The sequence below is a fragment of the Leptospira soteropolitanensis genome, from assembly GCF_026151655.1.
Lineage (GTDB): Bacteria > Spirochaetota > Leptospiria > Leptospirales > Leptospiraceae > Leptospira_A > Leptospira_A soteropolitanensis.
In genome coordinates, this window is sequence record NZ_JAMQPN010000002.1 from 752,284 (window position 1) to 774,549 (window position 22,266).

Consider the following 22,266-nt stretch of genomic DNA (forward strand, 5'->3'; position numbering starts at 1 on the left):
GAACCGATTGACGAAATGCAGGGAGAACGGAGTTTAGGAATATGAATCGTTTGTTAGTTTTGGTTGTTTTGTGTTTTGTCATGATCTTCTCTACATCTTGCCAAAAGAGAGAAGACAAAACCCTGGAAAGAAACCTATTTACTTTCCTCATTAGTTGTACGGGAGGGAGTTTAGAAGCCTGTAACGCAGATTGTGCCGCAAAATACCCAGACATCACTGGGGTGAATTACACTTCTGCTTCCGCTTGTTTCAGTGCTTGCTCCACAAACTGCAATCTCTCCACTACCTTACTTTTACTTACGAATAAGTAATCAGTTCGTTCTAAAAATTAAGTTCCATACACAAGGAAACTGGCAGCCACAATGCCTGCCGTTTCCGTCCGGAGAACTCCGCCAGGCAAAGTCAGCCGAGGGATTTGGTTTGTTTCCATCCAATTTTCTTCGTCAACATGAAATCCACCTTCAGGACCTACCACGGGAATTTTTCCCATGAGTTGATTCACAGTAAATACTACAGACTGGTGAGGATGAAAAACCACCAAACTTTCTTTATGTGATTCCATCCAATCCATAGCCGGTTCAATCGAAAGTGATAGTAACTCCGATTGTTTGGACTGAGCCGCCGCTTCTTTTACAATCTTTTCTGCTCTCTCCAAATTAAACTCTTTTCGGATAGAATGGCGAAATACGAGAAATACCACCGAGTCCAGGCCAATCTCTGTCACCTTTTGCAAAAAGAAATCAAACCGGTTTCCTTTGGGTAAAGCAATGGCAATCGATTTGTGTTTTATTTTTTTCGGGATTTGGGTTTCTTTTAAAAATTTTAATTCTTTGGAATGCGGAGAGTATTGGTAATCGTAAAGACCACCAAATCCATCACGGATTTGGATGATGGTGTCTTCCTTATTAAGTCTCAATGCTCGAAGGTGCGCCAATTCTTCAGGAAATAGCGAGATCGTAGGTTTCTTTAAAAAACCAGTGCGAAAAAGTATAAGTCCAGGTTCTAACAAGTGTTTAGCGGCTTAGGTTATCGACGGCAAACAAAGAAGGATCTGGGTTTACCGATTTGTCAACTTCTTGAATTTCCCAAACAGTGATACTACCTGTGTTCAAATCTAACATTTCGAGCCTAGAGGCTTTTTGAATCTCTTCTACTTTTCCGGAAACTTCTTTCACTTTCACGGGGCCATATTTTAAGTTCAAAGTTTTGAATAAAATTCCGTCTCTATCGTGAAAGTCGACACGGTATGGTTTTAAATCTTTTTTACCGACCAGTAATACTAATTTTTTATAAAAATAAGGAAGGATTGGTTTTAAAGAAACTCGGTAATACACTTCACCTCCTATTTCCAAATCCGCATTTACAAGTGGGTTGTAATTGGCCTGATAAGAATAACCAGAAAGGTCTACATAAAAAAATCCAGTCCCCATCAAGGACTCGTATTTCTCATCATCTGTTTTTCGAAAAAGTTTCGCACTTAGGACATTGAAGAAAAATACATTTTCACCTTCGTCCTTAGTCAAAAGTTTGGACTCGAGTCCACGCCCCTTCCTGTCAAAAAGAAGAAGCGCATCTTCTCCATTAAAAAATCGATTGATTTTCCATGTCTCCGAAGTTCCGTTCCTACGAATGAGAACGTAAGTCCCTTTGACAAGGCCTTTTCCAAAATCCATCTCTCGGTCAAGCCTTGCCAAAAGTTCCTGAGCTGACAAACTGGTATCAGCTGCCCCTTGCGCCTCTAAAGAAACAAAACTCACGAAAAAGAAGAAGAAGAGAATTCTTAGCATGTATGATTTTATTCCGCACGCATAGATGGTTTGGTATAAGAATACAGCCCATGAACACTGCCTTGTGCCTGTGCCGATTCCGTTCTACGTTCAAAACGAAGTTTCCCTTCCCTTAATGCCTTATGAAGATCTGGAATATTGCGAAATCCCATATCTTGGAAACTTTGTCTGAGACCTTGGACGAGATAAGGAATGAGATTGAGGACAGATCCTTTATCTACAACGTATCCAGAAACACCCTGTGCTACTTTGATTTTTTGGGATTCCGAGAAATAACGTTTATCTCCACCTTTACTCATCGCTTCTAAACTTGCCATTCCTCTATATTTCTTTAGACGAATTCCGTTTTCATAAAAATACTCACCGGGAGCTTCTTTTGTTCCGGCAAACATAGAACCCATCATACACATGGAAGCACCAATCGCAAGAGCATTGGCAATGTCTCCGATATTAGAAATTCCTCCATCGGCAATCACTGGAACTCCATGTGCCTGAGCATACTCTGCAGTTTTAAACACTGCCGTAGCTTGCGCTCTTCCCACTGCCATAGTATCTTGTGTGATACAAATAGAACCAGGTCCCATTCCTATCCGAAGTCCATCGGCACCTGCGGCAATGAGATTTGCTGCTTGGGCTTTTGTGACTACGTTTCCACCGATGACATCAATGTTTGGAAAATTTGATTTAATCCATTGGATCATTTCCATTTGGTAACTAGAGTTTCCTTGAGCGGAATCAATAATGATAGCATCCACTCCGACTCCCGCAAGGGCAGCCATACGGTCACGTGACTCTGGTAAGGTGGAGAGTGCGGCTCCTACTCGTAATCTTTTTTGATCATCTTTTGAAGATTGAGGGAATTCTTTATTTTTTTTCAAGTCGCTACGACAAATGAGGGCAACTAACTTTCCTTGTTTATCAACAATCGGAAGTTTCCCTTTTTTACTGGTGCGAAGGATGTTGTTCGCTTCTTGCAAACTAATACCAACATTGGCAGTAATGAGTTCCGTTGTCATAACCTTTCCTAGTTTGATACCACGGTCTCTTTCAAAATCGACATCCCTATTCGTAACAATACCAACTAACTTTGTACGGGCAGTCCCATCTTCCGTAATGGGAATCCCACTAAAACCATACTTTTCCTTAACCGCATCTAAATCTGCTAATGTATGTTCAGGGGAAAGTAAAATAGGATCTTTGATAAATCCATTCTCATAGCGTTTTACTTTGCGAACAAGTTCTACCTGTTCATCGATACTGTTGTTATAATGTATAATTCCGATTCCACCCATCAGTGCTTGTGCGATGGCCATTTCTGACTCTGTAACCGTGTCCATAGGAGAGCTCATCAGAGGTCTTTTGAGTGAAATATTTTTGGAAAGTTTGGTTTCGAGTTCAACATCGCTTGGGTTAAAGTCGATGTATCCGGGCAGAACTAAAAAGTCCCGATAAGTGAGTCCCATGTTGACCGAGAAGAGCTCTTGTCCACTGACTCCATCGAAAAGCTCAGATCCTGGTAGGGGTTGATTTGACATAATTATCCTTCCTTTTTCTACTTTAAGCAAGAAAACTCTCCGTGCAAGAGAATTTCAGGAGAAATTCGTCCGATAATAGTAAGTAACACGACCTTTTATGGAAACACTAGAAAGAAGTAAGCGATCTTTGGATGTTTTTTCTGACAAAGAAAAAAAACTCCACGTTTTGACGAAATTTTTATTAAACCAGGAATTGAGTCTAAAGGACAATATCCATTCAGGGGAGAGTTGTTTTTTAAAAAAAGTATCTGCAGATGGAAACAAGGTTCTAGTAAGCGTACGCCCTACGATGACCCTGTCCGTAGGCCAAAAAGTAACCCTCTATAAAATTCTAGGCAGATACCTCCACCTGGAATGTACAGTCGAACAGGAAAAAGGGGAATCCCAATACGTTCTCCACTTAGATAAAATTGCCATTGCCAAAAAAGATAGGGAAAGTTCACGAATTCCTGTCCCTCCCGGTTCCGCATGGATCACTAACGTGGTTTCTAGTAAGGCCAAAATCGAAACCGATATGTTTCATGTTCCCACTGCTGTAAAAGTAAACTTTCAGGACTATGAAACTAAACTGAAGAATACTGTTGATTTTATCAAAATATCTACTTTTAACTCGAGCGAAGACTCAGAAGTCATCCGCCAAATCAAAAAAACAAAAAAAGGCCTATTGTTAGAGGATGCTACAGACCGGAAATGTTATGAGTCATCACCAAACGAAGACTTTTTAGTTTTTTCTGAAGAAGTGGAAGATGATGTAGATAAAGAAATTAATAACAAACGAAACCAAAAAATTAAATCGGAACTAATCCTACCCATTCTTTACCTAAACGATGAAGAAGAGTCCATTCCGATTGGTTATATCCAAATGCAAAGTAAAACAGAAACCTTTGATTTATTAAAAGCAATGGAAATGAAAACTGTTTGTTTTGAAATGGTAGACCGTATTCGTCATTCTAATATGATTAAATCCGACGGAAAATTTCCGGTGATTGATATTTCTGAAGGAGGATTGAAGGTAATCGTCGACCATCCAGATTTAATCAAAAGTCTTCCCAAACTTTCTGGATTTCAATTTGATCTTTTTTTCAAAATGCAATCCCCTCTTACGGCTTTTGGAACTATCAAAACCATTTCCAAAAACGAAGAAGGTCACCTAACAGTAGGACTAGCGATTGCAGGTCACTCCTCTCGTTCAGGTGAAAAAAAGAGATTTTTGGAGAATGTGGAATTCTTTCGCAAACAAAATCACAAACCTTAAAATCTAAAGTTCTCCGTATCCCAAAACATCCATAGACCATCTCTCTTCGAGTTTCCTTGATAAAAAGGTTATGGTTTCTGGATCCATATTTTGTTTTAAAAATTCAAAGTCATTGGGATCTATTTCCTCTCCCTCTAACAAATAAAATACTTCTTCCGAAGGATCCAAACTCTGTATTTTACTAGTAGATACTCTTTCAAAAACTAAAAATGTTGTGGAGTCCAATTCTTCGTTCCGCCAATTCCTTAGTTCCAAATGATTCCCATCAAATACAAAAACCAATCGATGCTGTAGGTTCTCACCCCTATGAGCTAAAGTGCGGGAAAGATAGGATTCTCTTTTGGATTCCAAAAGAGTCACCAATTTCTGAATCTCTTTGGATTTCGGAACAGATACCAAGGGAATCACAAAATCAATCGTACAAAAAGGTTCCGCAGCGATTCGCTCCTCTATAAAACCAATGATACGAGAAAGATCCTTGGATAAATCTTTTGTGTGAAACCAAACACTGTGATGACGGCTCCCGGACCACTCAGACAAATTAGATTTCCAAGGGTTAGATCCCAACATAACGGATGAATTTTCTATATCACCTAACATCAAATCAATACGGTCATTTTTGTCTGGCGCGGCACTACATAAAAAAGGTCTCGGAAATTCGTCCAAACGACGTTCCAATAGATCCTCTGCAAAATACAATGACTCTGTTAAATCGCGGGAACTAAAGGTAGGAGTCTGAATGATCCTGTAGGGAGGTGTTGGCATAAAAGAAAGACCTTCTTTTTCGGCATCCCTACGCATTGCAGTTCCCGGCAATACAGACAATGGGAAAGCTTGTACCCATTCCCCAAGTCCATGTTCTAAGAAAAAATGTATCCCTCTTTCCACATCCTCTGGTTTGTCACCGGGAAGACCAATGATGAGATCAAGGAGGAGTTCCATCCCTTCACCAGCTAACATCTTCGCCACTTCCGCTACTTTGTGTGGGCTACCATATCTTTTGACTCGTTTTAAAGTTTCCTCATTAACCGATTGGAGTCCCAGTTCCACACGAGTAAATCCCGCCTTACGAAGTTTAGTTGCAAGTTTCGGAGTCACACCTTCCGATCGAAGTTCTGCAAACATAGACATCTGACCGTCTGCATTGATTTCGGCAATGGCGTCTAAAAAATTTTCAAACCCCGGTCTATGGTTAAATGTAGGATCTAAAAAAACTAATTCCCGAGCCCCTTTTTCTTTTAAGTGGGAGATCAATCGAATGGTTTCTGGAATGTCAAGTGTCCGAAGGTTCTGAGAAGATTTAGGATAAAAACAATAAGTACATTGCGATTTACAACCTCTTACCGTTTCCAAATAAGTGGAACGTTTGGGATCTACTTTTAAATGTCCAGTAGTATAAGGAGACGGAAAATCAGTGAGTGGGAAATCTGCTGGCACCGGTTTTCCAAAGGAAGTGAGATTTCCATTTTCTTTTCGGTATGCCACATTTTCCAATCCCTCTAATGAGGAACGAGAAAGTAATGTCCGCATTAAATTTCGAAAACTATGTTCTGCTTCACCAGATACAGCGATATCATAACCTTCTTCTCCGAGGACATAGGGATTGTCTTCGTTTACTTCCGGTCCACCGATGAGGATCGTGGTTTCGGGACTACGTTTTTTAACTTCCTTAGCGATATAAAGACTTCGTTCGGTGTTCCATAAATAGAGAGAGAGTCCCAAAAAATCAGGTCCTTCTTTGACAATTCGATCGATGAGGGCTTTGTCCCCTAAGGAATCTGTATCTTCTGGAGAAACAACTTGGGGACTGATTCCTTTAACAGGATCGTCTTTGGATGCAAGACAACTTGCTAAACTAGCAGCCGCTAAAGGAACATTTCCTGTGGCTGCGTAGTAAGACGGTGGTGGTACAGGTAATTGCAAAAATTGTATTTTTGCCATAGGTATTGTCACTATCCTCGAAGAGAGGGTTTTTCGCAAAACCTTTCAAGAACGAGAGGCTACTACATCGATAAATAAAATCAGATTTTCGGAAAGGTTCCTGGCAAATGTCCGTAACATCATTCGTTCCGAAATATCATGATACATTTGGGAAAGGGTCCAAGCATCCCGACTGGTTTTGGATTTATGTAAATGTTCAAAAAAATAAGGCCGAAACGACCAGTTTTTTCCGAGAAACGAATAATCTGGTTCCATTTGTCCCGACTGGACTCTTGCATAGTTGGGAGAAACCTGAAAACCCAGTGGATTTGTGATGTACATTCGAAAGAAATTCCCATCCCCAAAAACGCTCGTTTCAAAACCACCCTTCCATTCCCAAATACCATTTTCTTCGGTAAACCCCATCATGATTTCCGAAAGTTTATCCTTCCAAAGATTTTCCCATTCGATCTGGCGGTTCATCTCTGCTTGTTTGCGAGCATGAAAATACTCTAAGGAAGACTGCATCTCCATCCGGTATTCAAATCGTTTTGCAAAAAAAGTTTCTGGTTTGGCAAAATAAAATCCCTGGATGTACCTTGCTCCATAATTCAAGGCATTATAAAGTTCATCCTCTGATTCGATTCCCTCAAAAAGCAAACTACTTCCAAGAGATTCACCTAACTTAGATAAGTTGAGCAAAATTTCCTTAAAATTCCGAGAGAAAGTAGACCTACGCAACATTTGTAAATCCACTTTGATGATTTCTGGATGGAAAAGTCCAATTCGATCCAGATTACTGGCTTCAGACCCCGCATCATCCACTGCGATGGAAAACCCTTCTTGCCTATATAAGTTGAGTACGGGTCGCAATAGTTCTAAGTTATGCGGAAACCTTTCTTCGGTAATTTCAATCACGATCCGTTCTGGATCCACACCCACTTGCCTGACCATTTGGATGGTTTTTGGCAATGTAGTTTCCAACTGTAAAAGAGTATGGTACATTACATTGGGCGAAATGTTTAAAAATAACTTAGTTTCTGGTGGCGCTTCCTCTTTGAATTTTTCTAAAGCGAGAAGCCGAATCTCTTCATCGACTTGTTTTTTCAGATAAAAGATCTCATCATAACCAAAGGTTTGGGACAAAAAGAATTCCCCAAGACTCACAAGCCCCTCTGGTGTGGAAAGACGCCCTAATAGTTCATAACCGTAAATGCCTGTCGATTCCGAGGAGAGGATGGGTTGGAAAACGGGAACAAGAGTCCCTCCGGACAACCACTCTTTCCATTCCCTTAGGAATTTATGACTTTCTCTTTCTGTAATCATAGATGGATACTACCATCTTAATGCAAGATCGGTACCAGTAAGCACTGTAGGGATTTTTACTGCATTCTGCTTAAAAAAAAGACACAAGGGGTAAAGGAGTAATAAAAAGCTGGAGATTTGCTGAATTTTAAGGCAAGGTGATAAAAAAAACCACCCAAGTTTCCTCAGGTGGTTTCTGAATTGAGTAGAAATTATTTAATGTCTCTAGCTCTTGGTTTGAATGCTTCATTCAATTTTGGCTTTTTAGAAGGTTTTGGTTCTTCCACAACTGGCGTTTGTTTAACTTCTTCGGATGCACAGTTAATCATAAATACGGCCAAAAAAGCAATGATCAGCATAGACGAAATTTTTTTCATGTTTTTGCTCCTTAGACTAAATTGCCGAGTTTAGTAAATAAGTCGAGGAAAAAACGACCATTCTTAAAATGGAGGGGATATGCCTCAAAATAGTCAGTTCTTTGTATTCGAAGGGATCGATGGATCCGGGAAAACCACCGTCTCTCGTTTGGTATCAGAAGCACTCCTAACAAAATCCATCCCAAACTTATGGCATAGAGAACCAACGGACAGTGTGTACGGAAAAAAAATAAGAGAATTCCTACTAGGAAAACTAAAACTCTCAAAAGAAGAACAAATTGAAACATTCATTGCTGATAGGGAGTGTTCTGTAAACGAGGTCATCTTACCGACGTTAAAGGATGGAAAATCGATCATCCAAGATCGTTATTACTTTTCCACGGCCGCCTACCAAGGCCGCGATGAAGAACATGCTGCTGAAATCTTATACAAAAATGAAGACAAAGGATTTCCAGAACCAAATCGAGTTTATTTTTTAGATCTTTCCCCTGAAGAATCTGCAGACCGTAGAAAAAGTCGCGGAGGAAAGGAAGAAGTTTTTGATGAAGATTCAGAACAAGAACGAATTTATCAAAACTATCTAGCGATCCTACCGGAATCGACCATCTTTGTGGATGCCACCGCGGAACTGGAAGAAGTTGTAAACTTTTGTGTGGAAGACATACTAAAGTCTCTTGAAACCTAAGTTATTTCTTTACCATATAGACCATCATATCGCCTAACTGAAACCATTTCACCAAACGATCCATAATCCACTTCCGGAGTTTGAAAAAAAAGTGAGCTCCGGGACGAGAGGTCATTCCACTTCCATAAGTAAAAGATACGGGCTTGTGAAAACCCAAGTCCAAAAGTAGTTTTTTTAAACCTTGGTAGGAATAGTAATAAAGATGTTCTGGAACATTCAAATACCGCCACTTAAGTCCCGCCAATTTGGCAAGAAATCCGTAACGACAAGTTGATAAAATAAGAACTCCTCCTGGTTTTAAATGGGATTTGATTTTTTCCAGGGTTTCTTTTGGTTTATGAAGGTGTTCAATGGTGGCCCAAAGAGTGATGACATCAAATTGTTTTTGAAACTTAGTATCCCAATCGAGAAAGTTCTCTTGGAAAATATTGAGATTTAATGTTTCGCGCGCAAAACGGACAGGACCATCCGCGATTTCTATTCCATACGCATCATAACCACGGGCCTTTAGGTAAGAAACAAAATAACCAGCCGCACACCCTATGTCCAAAGAAGAAAGTTTTTCCCCTGGAAGTTTTTCTTTGAGCCGATCCATTTCCCAAGAGAAAAAATCCAAATCATTCAAATTGAGTTGGAAAACCCTTGCGATTTCTTTTCTCAACTTTTCCGAATAATAATTATCATAGCCCCTTTCTGTCCTTTGGGTAAAATAGGTATCATCATAATACTTTTTTACCTCTAAAAATCCTGGTTGCGGATTGACTTGGACAAGACCACAAAACTCACAAGAAACTATGGAAAAAGACTCACCTAGGGGACTTTCTTTCGTAAAAATAGGACGGAAGCGGTTTTGCCCGCAGGTATTACAAGGGATAAGTTCCACAGAATATCTATCGGACAGATTTCGAAAAAACGGAAGTAGTAAGAAAACGAATCAGATGCAGAAAAAATGCAAAAAAACAAAGAACTAAAATAATACTCGAAGATGTAGGAAAATAAATCAATTCTCCATTTTTTTCAAAACCGATAAGGGAAATTAAAAAGCCGGAAAGAGTCGCAAATACGGAAAACAAAACACAAACAATGGTTAATAGTCTTAAAGAACGGATGAAAGGCAAAAGTGCAAACACTGGCAAAATCAAATGTGCAATGCTATAGAAAGTTCCGAGTAAGTTTACCGCAACAGTAAGTGATGCAGCAAGGATGATATAAAATAAAAGATCAAAAGGAAGAGGATTTCCGACTTGGATTTTGTATTCGTCTCGATCAAAACTGATAAAAAGAAACCTTCTAAAAAAACTGAGATAGAGGATAAAAAAGAAAACAGCGATATAAATGCCAAAGGAATCGGCTCTCACTTGCGAAGTGAGAATATCACCAAAAAAAGCAGCCATCAAATGATTTTGTACGTTACCACCGAGAGCCAACATAAACTGTGAGGCGGCAGAAAAAAATACAAATAGAATCCCAAGGATGACCTCTTCTTTCATTCCGCGTAATTTTCTTACATACAAAAGAGGAAATACTAAAACACAAGAGAATAGAATGGGGAAAATTTCTCCAGGCCATTCCATAAACAATGATAAGGCGACAGAAAAGGTAACTGCTTGCGAAAGTGTTACCCCAAAGAAAGTCATACCCCGAAGAACTATTAAAATTCCAAGAACAGATAATAAGGCACCAACAAGACTGCCCACTATCATTTGCGGTAAAAATAAATTCCAACTAGAAAGGATATTAGTCATGGTGGTGGCAGTTAGGTGGCCTTTCTCCACTAGTGATATTATAGAGTTTTCCTTCGTCTATTTCGAAAATTTCATCAAAACCAAATCCCCAATCATGTTCTAAACTGTGAGTGATAAAAAATAGGGAGCGATTTCCTTCCTTTAAGTATTCTGATAAAACAGTTTGAAAAAGTTCCCTCGCGTTATGGTCTAAGGAATCCATCGGTTCATCTAAAAAAATCAGATTGGCTTTAGTGAGAAGAGATCGGAGAATCAAAACTTTTTGTAATTGTCCCCCACTACAAAGTGAAATTTGTTTTTTTAAGTAAGAACTAACACCTGTTCTTTCTATGAGATTCAAATCTTCATTCGAAAATTTCTTTTTGGGAAGAAAACTAAGTCCAATATTTTTTGGCATCAAAAGAACATCTTCCACTCGAAGAGGGAATTCTAAGGACATCCGTTTGGCTTGGGGGACGTAAGAAGTTTTAATTTCTTTCGAAAAGGAAATGGAACCAGAAAGAGGAGGTAAAAGATCCGTTAAGGTGCGAAAGAGTGTCGTTTTACCTGCGCCATTTCCTCCAACCAAGGCATAGGTTTTACCGGAGAGGATATGCAAATGGATGTCGGACACTACAGGAAATTCCTTCCTGTATCCCACACTCAAATTTTCAGTATGGATAAATGTAGAAGGAATTTCGATATTATTTGGTTTTGTCGCTTGCATCACGTATTTTTTGTAACATCAGCCGTAAAGTGTCTTCGTATGTGGATGCCTCGGAAGAACCACCTACAGATACAGGTAAAGTCACAACGACAGAACCTGGCACCTTAGAAGACACATACTCTGCATACTTTGGATTGTGATAGGGACCAATCAAGATAATTTTTATCTTTTCTGCGATCATATAACTGATGACCTGATCCATATAACGAACAGAAGGTGGAACTCCAGGCCGTTCTTCAATGGTTAAATTGGCGTTAAATTTAAAACGAGAAGCTAAATAAACAAATTGGTCATGGAAAACAGCAACTTTTAATCCAAAGTATGGTTCCATCTTTTTCATTTCTTCTTTTGTCAATTGGATGAGTCGTTTCTTAAAAGAACTAAAATTACCTTCATAATAATCCCCATTGAGTGGATCCACACGAGTGAGAGCATTTTTAATATTCTGTGCCATTTGGATGGCATTGATGGGGTCATTCCAATAATGGGGATTCCCATAGATATGCATGTCTCCCATAGAACGGTCCATCATCACGGTGGGTTCCCCAAGAATTTTTACTCCAAAAGATGTATCACAATAACCAGGTTGCCCCTTTTGGATTTTCATATTTCGGGATTGTTGTTGGAGATACGGGATCCAACCAATTTCTAAATCAAGTCCAATCACACAAAGAACATCTGCTTCACTAAGTTTGACAAGAAAATCTGGTCTTGTCATCACAAAATGAGGATCGTCTGTCCCCCGGATCATTCCATAAACATCAGCTCTATCACCTGCGACTTGTTCGGCGATGTATTTTATATCGGGAAGACTACTGACAAGAGAAACCTTAGCTGACAAGGGTGAAAATACGAATAAGAAAGACAATACAATCCACTGGAAATGTTTATGAATCTTAATAGAACTCATTGGACTAAAACCCCTCTAACTTTTTAATAACTATGTGCTGGATGAGACCCAAGAACGGCAACGGTTTGGATATAGAATCGATATTCTCTTACTTCTTCCTGAGAAGTGCGTGAATAGTCCTGGATAAATCTTCTTTCCACCGATCCCCTTACCTTTCCAAATTCGGAACTATGGAATGTCATTTGTAAAGATTGCGCCTCAATGGCATTTTTTGCAGGATCCCCATTTTGATCAACAAGGGACTTATCGGTAAAATAGTCATATCGAACACCAACAGACCATAACTGATGGAATTTAAAATCTAAAAATGCATAGGCCCCCCATTGGTCTTTGGTGGGAGATTTTGTTTTTTGAAAAGTAATAGGATCTAAATTGGAAGGGAACACTTCTTGTTGGTACCATCCTTCTCCCATTAACATAATTTCACTTAAATTGGAACGGTTCCAACGAAGTACCGCATCCATTCCATACAACAACCTTTGATTTTTTCTTTCCGAAGTCGGCTCAAAACGAATTCCAGAAAATCCAAACTGTGTTCCCCAATTATTTCCCAAATAATAAAAATGTTTTAGGTGAGCATAAAGTAGAGGATTGTTCTTTTGCACTCCACCATCATGGGAATGTCCCCATTTTCTACCGTTCGTGGCACCGAGCACAAGTTCCTGAGTAATCCATTTCCAAGGAAAAAGAAAACTTAACTCTGCTCCGGTATCAATGGCAGACTCCCATCCGATAAATTTTTCATGTACGATGGGTGTCATTGTGAAAGCACGTTCATGAGCATGAATTTTGTTCAATCGACCGACATCGATAAACATCTGTCCCGCTTTAAGTGAAGCGTTAAAGGGTAAAAAAGGAAACTGAACCCATGCTTCATGAACTTCGAAAAAATATTTACCATTTTCTCCGTGCGCTGCCCCGATAAAATTAGCTCGCATCCATTGGTCGACGGCCCCGTTGAACCCAAATTCGGCGGTGCGGATATCTAGTTGGTTATCGATTCTTTCTCCGGTTCCGCGAGGTTTGTTTCTGTCCCAGGCTCCAACGATATCAATGGCAGCGTAGGCATCCATCATGAGATTTTGTGCGGAACGATTGATCTGTTGGTTGGATTGGACAGGGGATGTGATTCCTCGACTTCCTTCCGTTCCTTTTTCCCGTTTTTCTTGGTCTTTGAGATCCTTTTCTAAGTCGGCTTCCCAATCTACAGTGGATGAATTTGCGTCAGTAGGAAGACTCACATTTTTCTTGCCAGACCTTGATTGATCTTCCAGTTCTTTTTCCCATTCCGAAGTTTGGGCAAAAAGGAAAACGGAAAATAAAAGGGAGAATAAAACTCCTCCCATCTTCATTTTAGAAAAACGATAGTTTGATTTCACGTTCTTTTATCTTTTATTACTGAATCGATTTATTTAAGCCAAGTTTTGTTGTATAAATGGTGATTGATTGGATCACTGCTTTATTGATTTTTAAACCGATACGTCCATCGGTGATGCCACCTTTAATCGTTGCATCTTCCTCTTCAAATTCATAAGTAGAACGGTTTGCTAAATTACATGGAATCGACCATCCAAAAATATGTCCTTTCGAATTTTCCTTATGCACTTCTAAACAAACAGTTTTCGGAACTCCCACAGAAGAAGTCCAAGGTTTACTAGCAGTGGTAACAAAATCTGCCGCAGTCGCACTATCCAACCATTTAGCAACAGTCGGCGAAAGCTGAACCCCCGGACCTATAAAACTTGGAGTGGATTGAATCAAGGCATCTACAGTGGAATCGGCCTGGTTCATGATATAAGTAATTTCAATTCCCGCTTTGGAATCATTTCCTGTTTCGGAAAGACTAGAAGCATTGGTGAGGATGGTCGAAGAATTACTTGTACCTTGTAATCCACCGCCAAAAGAAACTCCATTTGCTGTAAATCCAAAGGCTCTTAAGGTTGCGGTAACATCTCCAGAACACCCAGAAAATTGGTAACGAGTGCCTTTTCCCGCAGCATCCGAAACAGAACCAGAACCACAGTTAGGTGCTACAAAAAGAGCAGCGAGCAATGCGTCCGTGTTGTCCTTTTTCTTTTTGGATTGGAAGAGCTCAACGCAGTTCACAAAAGAAAATGCAATCAGAGAAAACAGTAGAATTTTAGCAAATTTCATAAATACCTCTGTTGGCCCATCATTTGCAACACTGTTGCAAATGCAACCACGTTTCATTTAAAAAATAAGTTTTCTGCGTTTTGAAAGAGGATTTTTTGTTTGGCCCTGTCGCTGATGGGTAAATCCAAAAGACGGCCGATTGGGTGATTTAGGTTGTACGGGATGTTCGGAAAGTCAGACCCAAAATAAATTTGGTTTTGATAGGTTTCTAAATAGGAAATTGCCATGTCCATTTCTTCTACCTTCCCGGTCGCAAGAAAATCGACAAAGACCATCGTAGTATCAAGGCCAAGATTTGGATAACTTTCCAATAACGAAGCATAGGCGGAAATTTCATGAGCACCCATATGTGCCACAATGACTCGTAACTGGGGATAGGATTCAAGAAATGGTTTAAAAAATTGGATTCCGGTAAATTCACCAGGAAGGGGTGCTGTTCCCGTGTGAATGATGATGGGGATTTGTTTTTTTTGCAAATACAAAAAAGTATCAGTGAGTTCAGGGCTGTTTAAGTTAAGTTTGGAGACTTCACAGTGGAGTTTGAATCCACAGAATTCATACTTTTCTACTGCCTCTTTTACATAACTAAGAACACCCTCTTCGGGATAAAAAGTTCCAAAGGGAACAGCTCCTTTCCAATTTTTATAATTAGCATAAGTCCAATCATTTAATGAAGAAGCCATACCTGCTTTATGAGCATAATTTAAAGTAGTAAATCGTTCGATCCCATTATGGTGAAGTCGTTCTACTCTTTCTCTTTCTGGTAACCGGTACCCGATGGCCCAGTTCACATTGTCAAACCAACGCCAAATGAGTTTCATTACCGTTTCTGGAAAAAAATGAGTATGGATATCGAAGATATAAGGAATTCCTAAATCACGAATGCGTGTTTTGTGGTCAGGGTTTTCGGAATCTAAAATGGGAGGAAATAAATCTCCTCTCCAAGAAAATGGAGAAGAGAGACGAATGTCCGGTTTGTTGGAAGACTTCAAACCTTCCCCTTCTTCCATAAAACATGCGTAACAGGGAAGAAGGAAATTTGTATCTACTGGTTTATGCAGTGACTGGTGTTTTTTTCTTTCCACGAATCTTTGTTAGGTTTGCAGCAAGGATTGCCGAACTATCAAGGATATAAGCATCCGTGATCGATTTACGATAGTTTCTTCTTTCTACCTTGGAACGACCAATACTTCTTTCGAGTAACAAACTATTGTGGAAACGCGCTGCCGACTCTACAACTTCAAAAGCCAATTCTTCCCGAAGCGGAGTGGAATCGATTTCAGCATATTCAGTCACAACCGTTTCAAATTGTTTGAATAGATCGTTTAATCCTTGGCTTGAAACAAAAGTTGCCATTTCTGATTTCAAGTATTCACGGTAAATTCCTGTTTCTGTCATCCCAGAAACGATCCCACCAATACAAGCTACCGTTTGTAGTTGTGTCGTTCCTTCATAGATATTAGTGATTCGAACATCACGGTAAAGTCGTGCCACATCATAATCTTCTGTATAACCGGATCCTCCGTGGATCTGCATGGCATCATAAGCCACAAGGTTTGCCATTTCTGTGATGTAGTATTTAGAAAGTGGAGTGAAAAGAGAGGCAAGTTTTTCCCATTTTTTGAATGACTCATCTTTTTTGATGTCTTTCTCAGAAAGACCTTTCATCTTTCCTCGTTCTTCTTTCCAACGATATTGGTCTACGGCAAAACTAGCTTCGTATAAGATACAACGCATGGCAGCCACTTCTCGCTCCATTCGTTCCAACATTTTTTTCACTGCAGTGATGTTGTTAATGGTTTTACCGAACTGCACTCTTTCTTCGGCATATTTTTTCCCTTCGAAGTAAGCTGCAGTAGCAATCCCCATTGCTTGGGCCGCAATATTGAGGCGAGCTTGGTTCATCATAGCCATTGAGTATTTGACAAGGCCTTTTCCTTCTTCCCCAATCAGAATCCCTGGACTGTTTTCAAAAACTACTTCGCAAGTAGGAGAACAATGAAGTCCCATTTTCTTTTCGATGGAAGCTACAAATACATCTTTGGAGTGAACTAAAAAGAAAGAAAGTCCGCGAGCACCACTTGTCGTAGTTCCTGTTCTTGCAAGAGTAAGAATGATGGAAGGAGCGTTACCAAAACCACAAGCATGAGTGATGAAACGTTTGGTTCCTGTGATCTTCCAAGTTCCGTCTTCTCCTTTGACAGCTTTGGTTTGTAAGTTAGGAAGGTCCGATCCGTAGTTTGGTTCAGTCAGAGCCATCGCTCCACAAAGTTCCCCTGCTGCCATTTTCGGAACAAATTCGTGAATCATCTCTTCGGTTCCAAATCGTTCGACAGTTTCTGCAAGGTTCATACAACCAAGTGTGATGGCAAGGGATCCGTCTCCACGAGAAACACATTCAGATAACATCGATTGTACGACAGAAGGTAACCCTAGTCCACCATAATGTCTGTGGATTCCGTAAGGAAGAAGTCCTGCCGATTTAATTTTTTCAACCACATCCAACATAACTTTTGGAAATCCGACTTGCCCGTCTTTGTATTTGAGTCCCTCTTCGTCCATTTGTTTGGCGATTTGGGAAATATTATTACCGGCAATATCCCCACCAGCCTCTAAAGTAGAACGGTAAAATTCAATGGCATCTTCGTAGTTTCCTGGAGCAAAAGCTAGTTCTTCCTTTCCCGATTTTTGGTATTCTGCAAAGTCTTCAAAACCTTGTTCATATTGGTCTACCACCTCATTCCAAGGAGTAAGGGAATCAAAATGATCAATTAGGTCATCGTTATCGTTAAAATAGTTATTGGATATCATACAGTCGGCTCCTTAAGCAGGACTTTCACTCATAAATCAAACTAGCGAGAAGAATTACAAATAGTTTTCCCGTCGGTACGACTGAACGAAATGGGCAGCCGTTAAGTTAATGGTGTTAGACAAGGATCATTTGATACGGTTTGCTAATCCTTGAATGTCTTCAATATGCTCTGCAAGGACTCTAGTGTTTTCTGCGACTACCTGAACATCTCTTTCTATACTTTGAGCCGCTCGCATCACTTCTTTGTTTCCAAGGGCTTGATCTTTGGCAATGGATTCCAACTGGGAGGACAACTCTTTTAATTCCTTCTGTGATTCTAAAACACGAGCATTTAACCTTTGCAAATCGATAAATTTTTCATTAAAACTGATCACCTTACTTTGAATTTTATTCATTTCATTTTTTTGGTTTAAAGCCATTTCGTTTGCTTCTTTTGCCGAAGCATTTCCTTTGAATAAATCCGATTTTGATTTAAGAATCGTTTTGGAAATAACACTTGCGTTTAACGCTGAATTTTCTGCCAGTTTTGCAACTTCTTGGGCGACAACGGCAAAACCTCGGCCATGTTCCCCTGCTCTTGCGGCTTCAATGGAAGCATTGAGAGCCAGAAGATTAGTTTGGTCGGCAATTTCTTTCATGATTTGGTTTACATCTTCCACCTTTTGGAAACTAGAACTTACCTCACTTAAAACAGAATTTAAGTTTTCCATAGAGTTCGTTACTAAATTACTAAACTTAGAGGATTCGTTGATTTGACCAGATATGATATCAATCTCCACTCGAACCGATTTGACGATTCCCTCTAAGGTGTGGCTTTCTTCATTTAAGGTTTCTATTCGATTGTATTGATCTTTTACAAAAGAAAAAGAGTTCTCAGTGGACTGTGAAATTTTGGTTAACGATGCTGAAATTTCTTCAATGGAAGCAGCTTGGTTTTGAACCAGACTATTTAAATCAAAAGCAAACACTTTCAAGGCGGCAACAGATTGATTTAAATTTTCGCCAGTTTCGACCAATGCCTCTTTTTGTGTTTCCATCACTTTTGAATGTTCTTCAGAAGTTTTTTTCCCTTGGACAGCTTCGTCTCTAATCGAAGTAAGTAAACCCACCATTTTTGCGATCGCGACAGTAGCCATTCCTAAAAAGAAAACCTTCACAATTTCCACGGGTAAAGAAATTGCATACGCCATTTTATGTGTATCATTTCGATCCACAAACTCCATTCCTGAAATACCAGCAAAAACCAAAGATCCGATTTGCACTAAAGTTAAGAAAAATCCAATGATATAGGTTTGTTTTGAAGAAAAAAGAAAACCTGAATATAACAGAATAAAAAAGGAAATGATATAGTTCACACCGTCCTTTAACGCAGAAGAAGCAATATCCAAATCCAGGATACTTTGTCCTAAGGTGTTAGAACCTATGAGCAGGATATCCACAAGCACAAACCAAAAGGCACGAGGATCTTTCCCTTTTTTTAATAACAAAAACTGTGTCAGTGCGACCATTCCGTAAAAGAAGGTCGTGAAAAGCATCATGATGAGTTGGTCTTTATGGAGAGAGCCAAGACTGCCGAGAATTCCTAAAATAAAGATAACAAGTAGAGTGGAGCGAATCGAATTGATGGTTTTTGTGGCCTTTAAGTAATACGGATCCAATTGCATTTCTAAAGAATTTGAACTTCATTCATAAAATGCAAGGATTTCGCTAGAATACGGAGAAATACCTAGGGAAATAGAACCCAAGCCACAAATGCAACAAAATTGCGTTTACGGTTGACAGAATTTCCTGTTCAAAGCAAATGCAACTATATTGCATTAAGGAAATTCGAATGACAAAAAAAATTCCCGTGACCGTTCTCTCAGGTTTTTTAGGAGCCGGAAAAACCACCCTACTCAACCACATTCTCGCAAACCGAGAAGGACTGCGAGTGGCAGTCATTGTCAATGATATGAGCGAAGTAAACATTGATGCAAGGCTTGTGGCCTCTGGTGGGAGTCTCAGTCGCACCAATGAGAAGTTAGTGGAGATGTCTAACGGTTGTATTTGTTGCACTTTACGTGAAGATTTACTACTTGAAATCACTAAACTTGCCAAAGAAGGAAGGTTTGATTCCATCCTCATTGAATCCACGGGAATTTCAGAACCCCTTCCCATTGCAGAAACGTTTACTTTTGAAGACGAGACGGGCGTTAGTTTGTCAGATTTAGTAAACCTGGATTCCATGATCACCGTTGTGGATGCTGTTAATTTTTTAAAAGACTTTCAAAGCTTAGATTCTTTAAAAGAACGAGAATTAGGTGCAGGTGATGAAGATGATCGGGACATTGTCGATTTACTTGTGGACCAAGTGGAATTTAGTAATACCATCATCGTGAACAAAATTAGTTTGTTATCTGAAGAAAAAAAGAATCGGCTCCTTACCATTTTACGATCCTTAAATGCCGATGCAGAAATTTTGACTACCGATTATAGCAAAGTTCCTCTATCGAAAGTTTTAAATACAGGAAGGTTTGATTTTGAAAAAGCAAGCCAGTCCCCTTTATGGTTAAAAGAACTTCGAGGAGAACATGTGCCAGAGACAGAAGAATATGGAATCAAAAGTTTTGTTTATGGAAACAAACGTCCCTTCCATCCGGAACGATTCTATAACTGGTTACATTCTGAAAAACCTGGTGTAGTACGTGCCAAGGGATTTGTCTGGCTTGCCAGTAAAATGGACTGGGTGCTCCTTTATTCGCAAGCGGGAAACTTATCTTCTTATAAACCGGAAGGATATTGGTGGGCCAGTATCCCTGAGGAGGAAATTCCTGATGATCCAGATGTATTGGAAAATTTAAAGGCAAATTGGTTGGAACCCTGGGGGGATAGACGACAAGAGATTGTTTTGATAGGAAGAGATATGGATGAAAAAAAACTGAGAACAACTCTCGATCAATGCCTGCTAAATGATAAAGAATACAAAGAAGGACCGGAAACCTGGGCAAAGTTCGAAGATCCATTTCCTGATTGGGATTCTATGATAGAGGAGTCGGAAGCAAAAGCGGATGAATCAGCCGTATGAAGGTTTATCTAGGGGACATGCCGGTGGAACTTACCGGCAAAAGACCAAAAATTGGATCTAGATGGAGCTATACGTTTCCATTTAAACCTGTTTTGAATACAAATTCAAAGTTTCCAAATTTGATACGCAGAAAAGGTTTTTTTTTAATATCAACATTACCAAATATTAAAAGTTATGCTTGTTCAACTCAAGTTTTAGACTTAGAAGATGAATTAAAAAAAAGGAATATCTCGGCTAAGGTCATTCATATTGCATCGGACGGAGAAACCTCTTGGGATGACATAAAAAAACTTCATCCACATTTAAAAGCTCATGGATATACTTTGAAGAGCTGTAAAGAAGAAGATATTATGGCATTTAAAGATATGTTAGGGATTGGAGTTATTGGCTCCCATCGATTGGCTCACGGATTGTTTGCCATTCAAGATGGAATCCTAATTTCAAGTATGATCCCAAAACAGCAATATGGAGTTCCAAATATAAAAAAATTCTTAACTCGATTACAAAATCTAAAGGATTTCAAACAAATATGAAATCAACGTATGAAGTAATAGAAAACTTTAGCATATCAAACAATAAAGAAGTGTTATTTGATATCAACCGAAAAGGGATCAATATTGCCATTTGGAAAAGAAGTCCTTCAAAAAACATAATAAATTATTTAGACATTCTTTCAAAAATCAAAAATTTTTCCCTTCAGGTCAACTCTAAAGAAATCGAGTCAATTGATAAGTATCTTCCGATTCATTACAACCATACTGAATTAGATTTTGCAAAAGAAATGATCCAACTTTCGAATTTATTTGCGATGATCACAGGATCAAAAGAACATAACTTACACATCGCAACTATAGAAAATACCCAATGTCCTTTATTTCACGTTGATTTTTTGTCTTACCGGATGATCTGTACATATATCGGACCAGGTACTCAATGGATTCCTAATTTTAACGCAGATAGAAACCATCTTGGCTGCGGTAGAAACAATCATTTAGTTAAAGATTTTAGATTAGTTAGAGAAACAGAAAACTTTGATGTTATCTTAATGAAAGGAGATACACATCCTAATGACCCTAACAATGGATGCATTCATAAATCGCCCGAAATCTTTAATGGCTCCCGTATTTTTATTAGAATTGATGGAAGTTTAACTTAAAATTATTATTAACAAAACTGGCACTTCACTTAATTTGTTTGCCGATCTACCTTGGATAAATTTTTACAACCCGTCAATCCAAGGACGATTAGGGCAAATACAACAAGTAAAAACCCTGTGATATTCATTATGTTTGTTTCGATGGAGTCAGATGTAAATACGATATCGATGGTTCCGTGAAAGAGAGCTACCATTAGTATACTTCCTCTTGAGGAATTATACAGCCAAGTCAAAAGAATGGCTCCTGTAAACAAAGACATAAACCAACCAAAGATTCCAGACACGTCCATTGCCATAAAACTGGGTCGATACAAAAATAGAGGAGCATGCCAAAGGGCCCACAAAAAAGTAAGAATTACGGTCGAAGAGAAAGCATTCCATTTTTTTTGTAACTTGGGCAATGCATATCCTCTCCATCCAGTCTCTTCCCCAAATCCATAGATGATAACATTATATAAAAAGAAAGAAACTATACCGAAATTTGGAAACTCTAAACTTCTGCCCAATCCATCAAAACTAAACTTTCCGTTATTAAAATAATTAAGTGTGGTTGCAAAAACTAAAAGGACGAAGGGACTAAAAATCGCAATGAAATACCAAAACCAATGGACTCTCCACTGAAACATACGCGAAAGTAAATTTTTTACTCCAATATCACCATATTCTAATTTGTTTAAAATAAAGGCAGCAGACAAAGGCCCAATTGCCCCCCAAGCATGGTGAAAAGGTAGGACAGGTAAAAAATGAATGCCAAACTTTGGTAAATACAAAGGTAGCCAAATCATCCAGGAGATTAGATATGCTAAAACAAAGTATAATACGATAGGTCTTATTGTTTCTTTCACTTGTTCCTTA

Annotated in this window: 22 protein-coding genes; 6 read left to right on the plus strand and 16 right to left on the minus strand. The window is 39.1% G+C overall.

What is annotated here, in order from left to right:
* The first annotated feature begins 41 nt into the window (after window positions 1-41).
* A complete protein-coding gene (locus ND811_RS08255; protein ID WP_238754669.1) occupies window positions 42-311 on the plus strand; it encodes a hypothetical protein in 270 nt (89 codons plus the stop codon).
* A gap of 17 nt (window positions 312-328) precedes the next feature.
* On the opposite strand, the gene ND811_RS08260 is transcribed toward ND811_RS08255, so the two are convergent.
* Genes ND811_RS08260 through guaB form a run of 3 tightly spaced genes read right to left on the minus strand, consistent with a single transcriptional unit; the run spans window position 329 to window position 3,322 of the window.
* Window positions 329-1,009, minus strand: a complete 681-nt coding sequence (locus tag ND811_RS08260; RefSeq protein WP_265351571.1) for a 16S rRNA (uracil(1498)-N(3))-methyltransferase — start codon at window positions 1,007-1,009, stop codon at window positions 329-331.
* Between the two features lie 4 nt (window positions 1,010-1,013).
* Window positions 1,014-1,787, minus strand: a complete 774-nt coding sequence (locus ND811_RS08265; RefSeq protein WP_265351572.1) for an outer membrane lipoprotein-sorting protein — start codon at window positions 1,785-1,787, stop codon at window positions 1,014-1,016.
* Window positions 1,788-1,795: 8 nt separating this feature from the next.
* The gene (gene guaB, locus ND811_RS08270; RefSeq protein WP_265351573.1) at window positions 1,796-3,322 is read right to left on the minus strand and encodes an IMP dehydrogenase; all 1,527 of its coding nucleotides are present in this window, start codon (window positions 3,320-3,322) and stop codon (window positions 1,796-1,798) included.
* A 97-nt stretch (window positions 3,323-3,419) separates the two neighbouring features.
* Here guaB and ND811_RS08275 point away from each other — a divergent pair, with 97 nt between their 5' ends.
* Window positions 3,420-4,577, plus strand: coding sequence for a DUF1577 domain-containing protein (locus tag ND811_RS08275; protein WP_265351574.1), 1,158 nt, complete (start codon window positions 3,420-3,422; stop codon window positions 4,575-4,577).
* 3 nt (window positions 4,578-4,580) lie between these two features.
* On the opposite strand, the gene ND811_RS08280 is transcribed toward ND811_RS08275, so the two are convergent.
* From ND811_RS08280 to ND811_RS08290, 3 genes are all read right to left on the minus strand, one after another.
* Complete coding sequence (locus ND811_RS08280; protein WP_265351575.1) at window positions 4,581-6,518, minus strand: B12-binding domain-containing radical SAM protein; 1,938 nt, start codon at window positions 6,516-6,518, stop codon at window positions 4,581-4,583.
* Between the two features lie 45 nt (window positions 6,519-6,563).
* Window positions 6,564-7,823, minus strand: coding sequence for an EAL domain-containing protein (locus ND811_RS08285; protein ID WP_265351576.1), 1,260 nt, complete (start codon window positions 7,821-7,823; stop codon window positions 6,564-6,566).
* Window positions 7,824-8,014: 191 nt separating this feature from the next.
* Window positions 8,015-8,179 (minus strand): hypothetical protein, encoded by a 165-nt coding sequence (locus ND811_RS08290; protein WP_167483347.1) that lies wholly within the window; start codon window positions 8,177-8,179, stop codon window positions 8,015-8,017.
* A 79-nt stretch (window positions 8,180-8,258) separates the two neighbouring features.
* Between ND811_RS08290 and tmk the strand changes: the two genes are divergently transcribed.
* Window positions 8,259-8,864, plus strand: coding sequence for a dTMP kinase (tmk, locus tag ND811_RS08295; RefSeq protein WP_265351577.1), 606 nt, complete (start codon window positions 8,259-8,261; stop codon window positions 8,862-8,864).
* Window position 8,865: 1 nt separating this feature from the next.
* Here tmk and ND811_RS08300 read toward each other — a convergent pair whose 3' ends face one another.
* The 9 genes from ND811_RS08300 to ND811_RS08340 all read right to left on the minus strand — a co-directional run bounded on the left by ND811_RS08300 (window position 8,866) and on the right by ND811_RS08340 (window position 18,855).
* The gene (locus tag ND811_RS08300) at window positions 8,866-9,747 is read right to left on the minus strand and encodes a class I SAM-dependent methyltransferase (RefSeq protein ID WP_265351578.1); all 882 of its coding nucleotides are present in this window, start codon (window positions 9,745-9,747) and stop codon (window positions 8,866-8,868) included.
* Between the two features lie 7 nt (window positions 9,748-9,754).
* Window positions 9,755-10,609, minus strand: coding sequence for a metal ABC transporter permease (locus ND811_RS08305; RefSeq protein WP_265351628.1), 855 nt, complete (start codon window positions 10,607-10,609; stop codon window positions 9,755-9,757).
* On the minus strand, window positions 10,602-11,315 hold the full coding sequence (locus tag ND811_RS08310) for a metal ABC transporter ATP-binding protein (protein ID WP_265351579.1): 714 nt from the start codon (window positions 11,313-11,315) through the stop codon (window positions 10,602-10,604). Before ND811_RS08310 ends, ND811_RS08305 begins: the two co-directional genes overlap by 8 nt.
* Window positions 11,293-12,225, minus strand: a complete 933-nt coding sequence (locus ND811_RS08315; RefSeq protein ID WP_265351580.1) for a metal ABC transporter substrate-binding protein — start codon at window positions 12,223-12,225, stop codon at window positions 11,293-11,295. The genes ND811_RS08310 and ND811_RS08315 overlap by 23 nt, the downstream gene beginning before the upstream one ends.
* 23 nt (window positions 12,226-12,248) lie before the next feature.
* Window positions 12,249-13,604 (minus strand): TonB-dependent receptor, encoded by a 1,356-nt coding sequence (locus tag ND811_RS08320; RefSeq protein ID WP_265351581.1) that lies wholly within the window; start codon window positions 13,602-13,604, stop codon window positions 12,249-12,251.
* A gap of 16 nt (window positions 13,605-13,620) precedes the next feature.
* Window positions 13,621-14,379, minus strand: coding sequence for a hypothetical protein (locus tag ND811_RS08325; RefSeq protein ID WP_265351582.1), 759 nt, complete (start codon window positions 14,377-14,379; stop codon window positions 13,621-13,623).
* 53 nt (window positions 14,380-14,432) lie between these two features.
* Complete coding sequence (locus ND811_RS08330; protein WP_265351629.1) at window positions 14,433-15,389, minus strand: amidohydrolase family protein; 957 nt, start codon at window positions 15,387-15,389, stop codon at window positions 14,433-14,435.
* Window positions 15,390-15,432: 43 nt separating this feature from the next.
* Window positions 15,433-17,190 carry an acyl-CoA dehydrogenase family protein gene (locus ND811_RS08335; RefSeq protein WP_265351583.1) on the minus strand — a complete coding sequence of 586 codons (1,758 nt, stop codon included), beginning with the start codon at window positions 17,188-17,190 and terminating at the stop codon, window positions 15,433-15,435.
* 126 nt (window positions 17,191-17,316) lie between these two features.
* Entirely contained in the window at window positions 17,317-18,855 is a 1,539-nt protein-coding gene (locus ND811_RS08340; RefSeq protein ID WP_265351584.1) for a methyl-accepting chemotaxis protein, read from the minus strand.
* 167 nt (window positions 18,856-19,022) lie between these two features.
* Here ND811_RS08340 and zigA point away from each other — a divergent pair, with 167 nt between their 5' ends.
* From zigA to ND811_RS08355, 3 genes are read left to right on the plus strand one after another with little or no spacing between them, the layout of a single operon-like run.
* Complete coding sequence (gene zigA / locus ND811_RS08345; RefSeq protein WP_265351585.1) at window positions 19,023-20,255, plus strand: zinc metallochaperone GTPase ZigA; 1,233 nt, start codon at window positions 19,023-19,025, stop codon at window positions 20,253-20,255.
* Entirely contained in the window at window positions 20,252-20,788 is a 537-nt protein-coding gene (locus ND811_RS08350) for a hypothetical protein (RefSeq protein ID WP_265351586.1), read from the plus strand. Before zigA ends, ND811_RS08350 begins: the two co-directional genes overlap by 4 nt.
* Complete coding sequence (locus ND811_RS08355) at window positions 20,785-21,411, plus strand: DUF1826 domain-containing protein (protein ID WP_265351587.1); 627 nt, start codon at window positions 20,785-20,787, stop codon at window positions 21,409-21,411. The genes ND811_RS08350 and ND811_RS08355 overlap by 4 nt, the downstream gene beginning before the upstream one ends.
* Window positions 21,412-21,440: 29 nt before the next feature.
* On the opposite strand, the gene ND811_RS08360 is transcribed toward ND811_RS08355, so the two are convergent.
* A complete protein-coding gene (locus tag ND811_RS08360; RefSeq protein WP_265351588.1) occupies window positions 21,441-22,256 on the minus strand; it encodes a type II CAAX endopeptidase family protein in 816 nt (271 codons plus the stop codon).
* Window positions 22,257-22,266 lie beyond the last annotated feature (10 nt).

Bases quoted from the DNA above. Each gene is read 5' to 3' on its own strand.
- ND811_RS08255 (WP_238754669.1), top strand. From the start codon at position 42: ATGAATCGTTTGTTAGTTTTGGTTGTTTTGTGTTTTGTCATGATCTTC.
- ND811_RS08265 (WP_265351572.1), bottom strand. From the start codon at position 1,787: ATGCTAAGAATTCTCTTCTTCTTCTTTTTCGTGAGTTTTGTTTCTTTA.
- guaB (WP_265351573.1), bottom strand. From the start codon at position 3,322: ATGTCAAATCAACCCCTACCAGGATCTGAGCTTTTCGATGGAGTCAGT.
- ND811_RS08275 (WP_265351574.1), top strand. From the start codon at position 3,420: ATGGAAACACTAGAAAGAAGTAAGCGATCTTTGGATGTTTTTTCTGAC.
- ND811_RS08280 (WP_265351575.1), bottom strand. From the start codon at position 6,518: ATGGCAAAAATACAATTTTTGCAATTACCTGTACCACCACCGTCTTAC.
- ND811_RS08285 (WP_265351576.1), bottom strand. From the start codon at position 7,823: ATGATTACAGAAAGAGAAAGTCATAAATTCCTAAGGGAATGGAAAGAG.
- ND811_RS08290 (WP_167483347.1), bottom strand. From the start codon at position 8,179: ATGAAAAAAATTTCGTCTATGCTGATCATTGCTTTTTTGGCCGTATTT.
- tmk (WP_265351577.1), top strand. From the start codon at position 8,259: ATGCCTCAAAATAGTCAGTTCTTTGTATTCGAAGGGATCGATGGATCC.
- ND811_RS08305 (WP_265351628.1), bottom strand. From the start codon at position 10,609: ATGACTAATATCCTTTCTAGTTGGAATTTATTTTTACCGCAAATGATA.
- ND811_RS08310 (WP_265351579.1), bottom strand. From the start codon at position 11,315: ATGCAAGCGACAAAACCAAATAATATCGAAATTCCTTCTACATTTATC.
- ND811_RS08315 (WP_265351580.1), bottom strand. From the start codon at position 12,225: ATGAGTTCTATTAAGATTCATAAACATTTCCAGTGGATTGTATTGTCT.
- ND811_RS08325 (WP_265351582.1), bottom strand. From the start codon at position 14,379: ATGAAATTTGCTAAAATTCTACTGTTTTCTCTGATTGCATTTTCTTTT.
- ND811_RS08330 (WP_265351629.1), bottom strand. From the start codon at position 15,389: ATGGAAGAAGGGGAAGGTTTGAAGTCTTCCAACAAACCGGACATTCGT.
- ND811_RS08335 (WP_265351583.1), bottom strand. From the start codon at position 17,190: ATGATATCCAATAACTATTTTAACGATAACGATGACCTAATTGATCAT.
- ND811_RS08340 (WP_265351584.1), bottom strand. From the start codon at position 18,855: ATGCAATTGGATCCGTATTACTTAAAGGCCACAAAAACCATCAATTCG.
- zigA (WP_265351585.1), top strand. From the start codon at position 19,023: ATGACAAAAAAAATTCCCGTGACCGTTCTCTCAGGTTTTTTAGGAGCC.
- ND811_RS08350 (WP_265351586.1), top strand. From the start codon at position 20,252: ATGAAGGTTTATCTAGGGGACATGCCGGTGGAACTTACCGGCAAAAGA.
- ND811_RS08355 (WP_265351587.1), top strand. From the start codon at position 20,785: ATGAAATCAACGTATGAAGTAATAGAAAACTTTAGCATATCAAACAAT.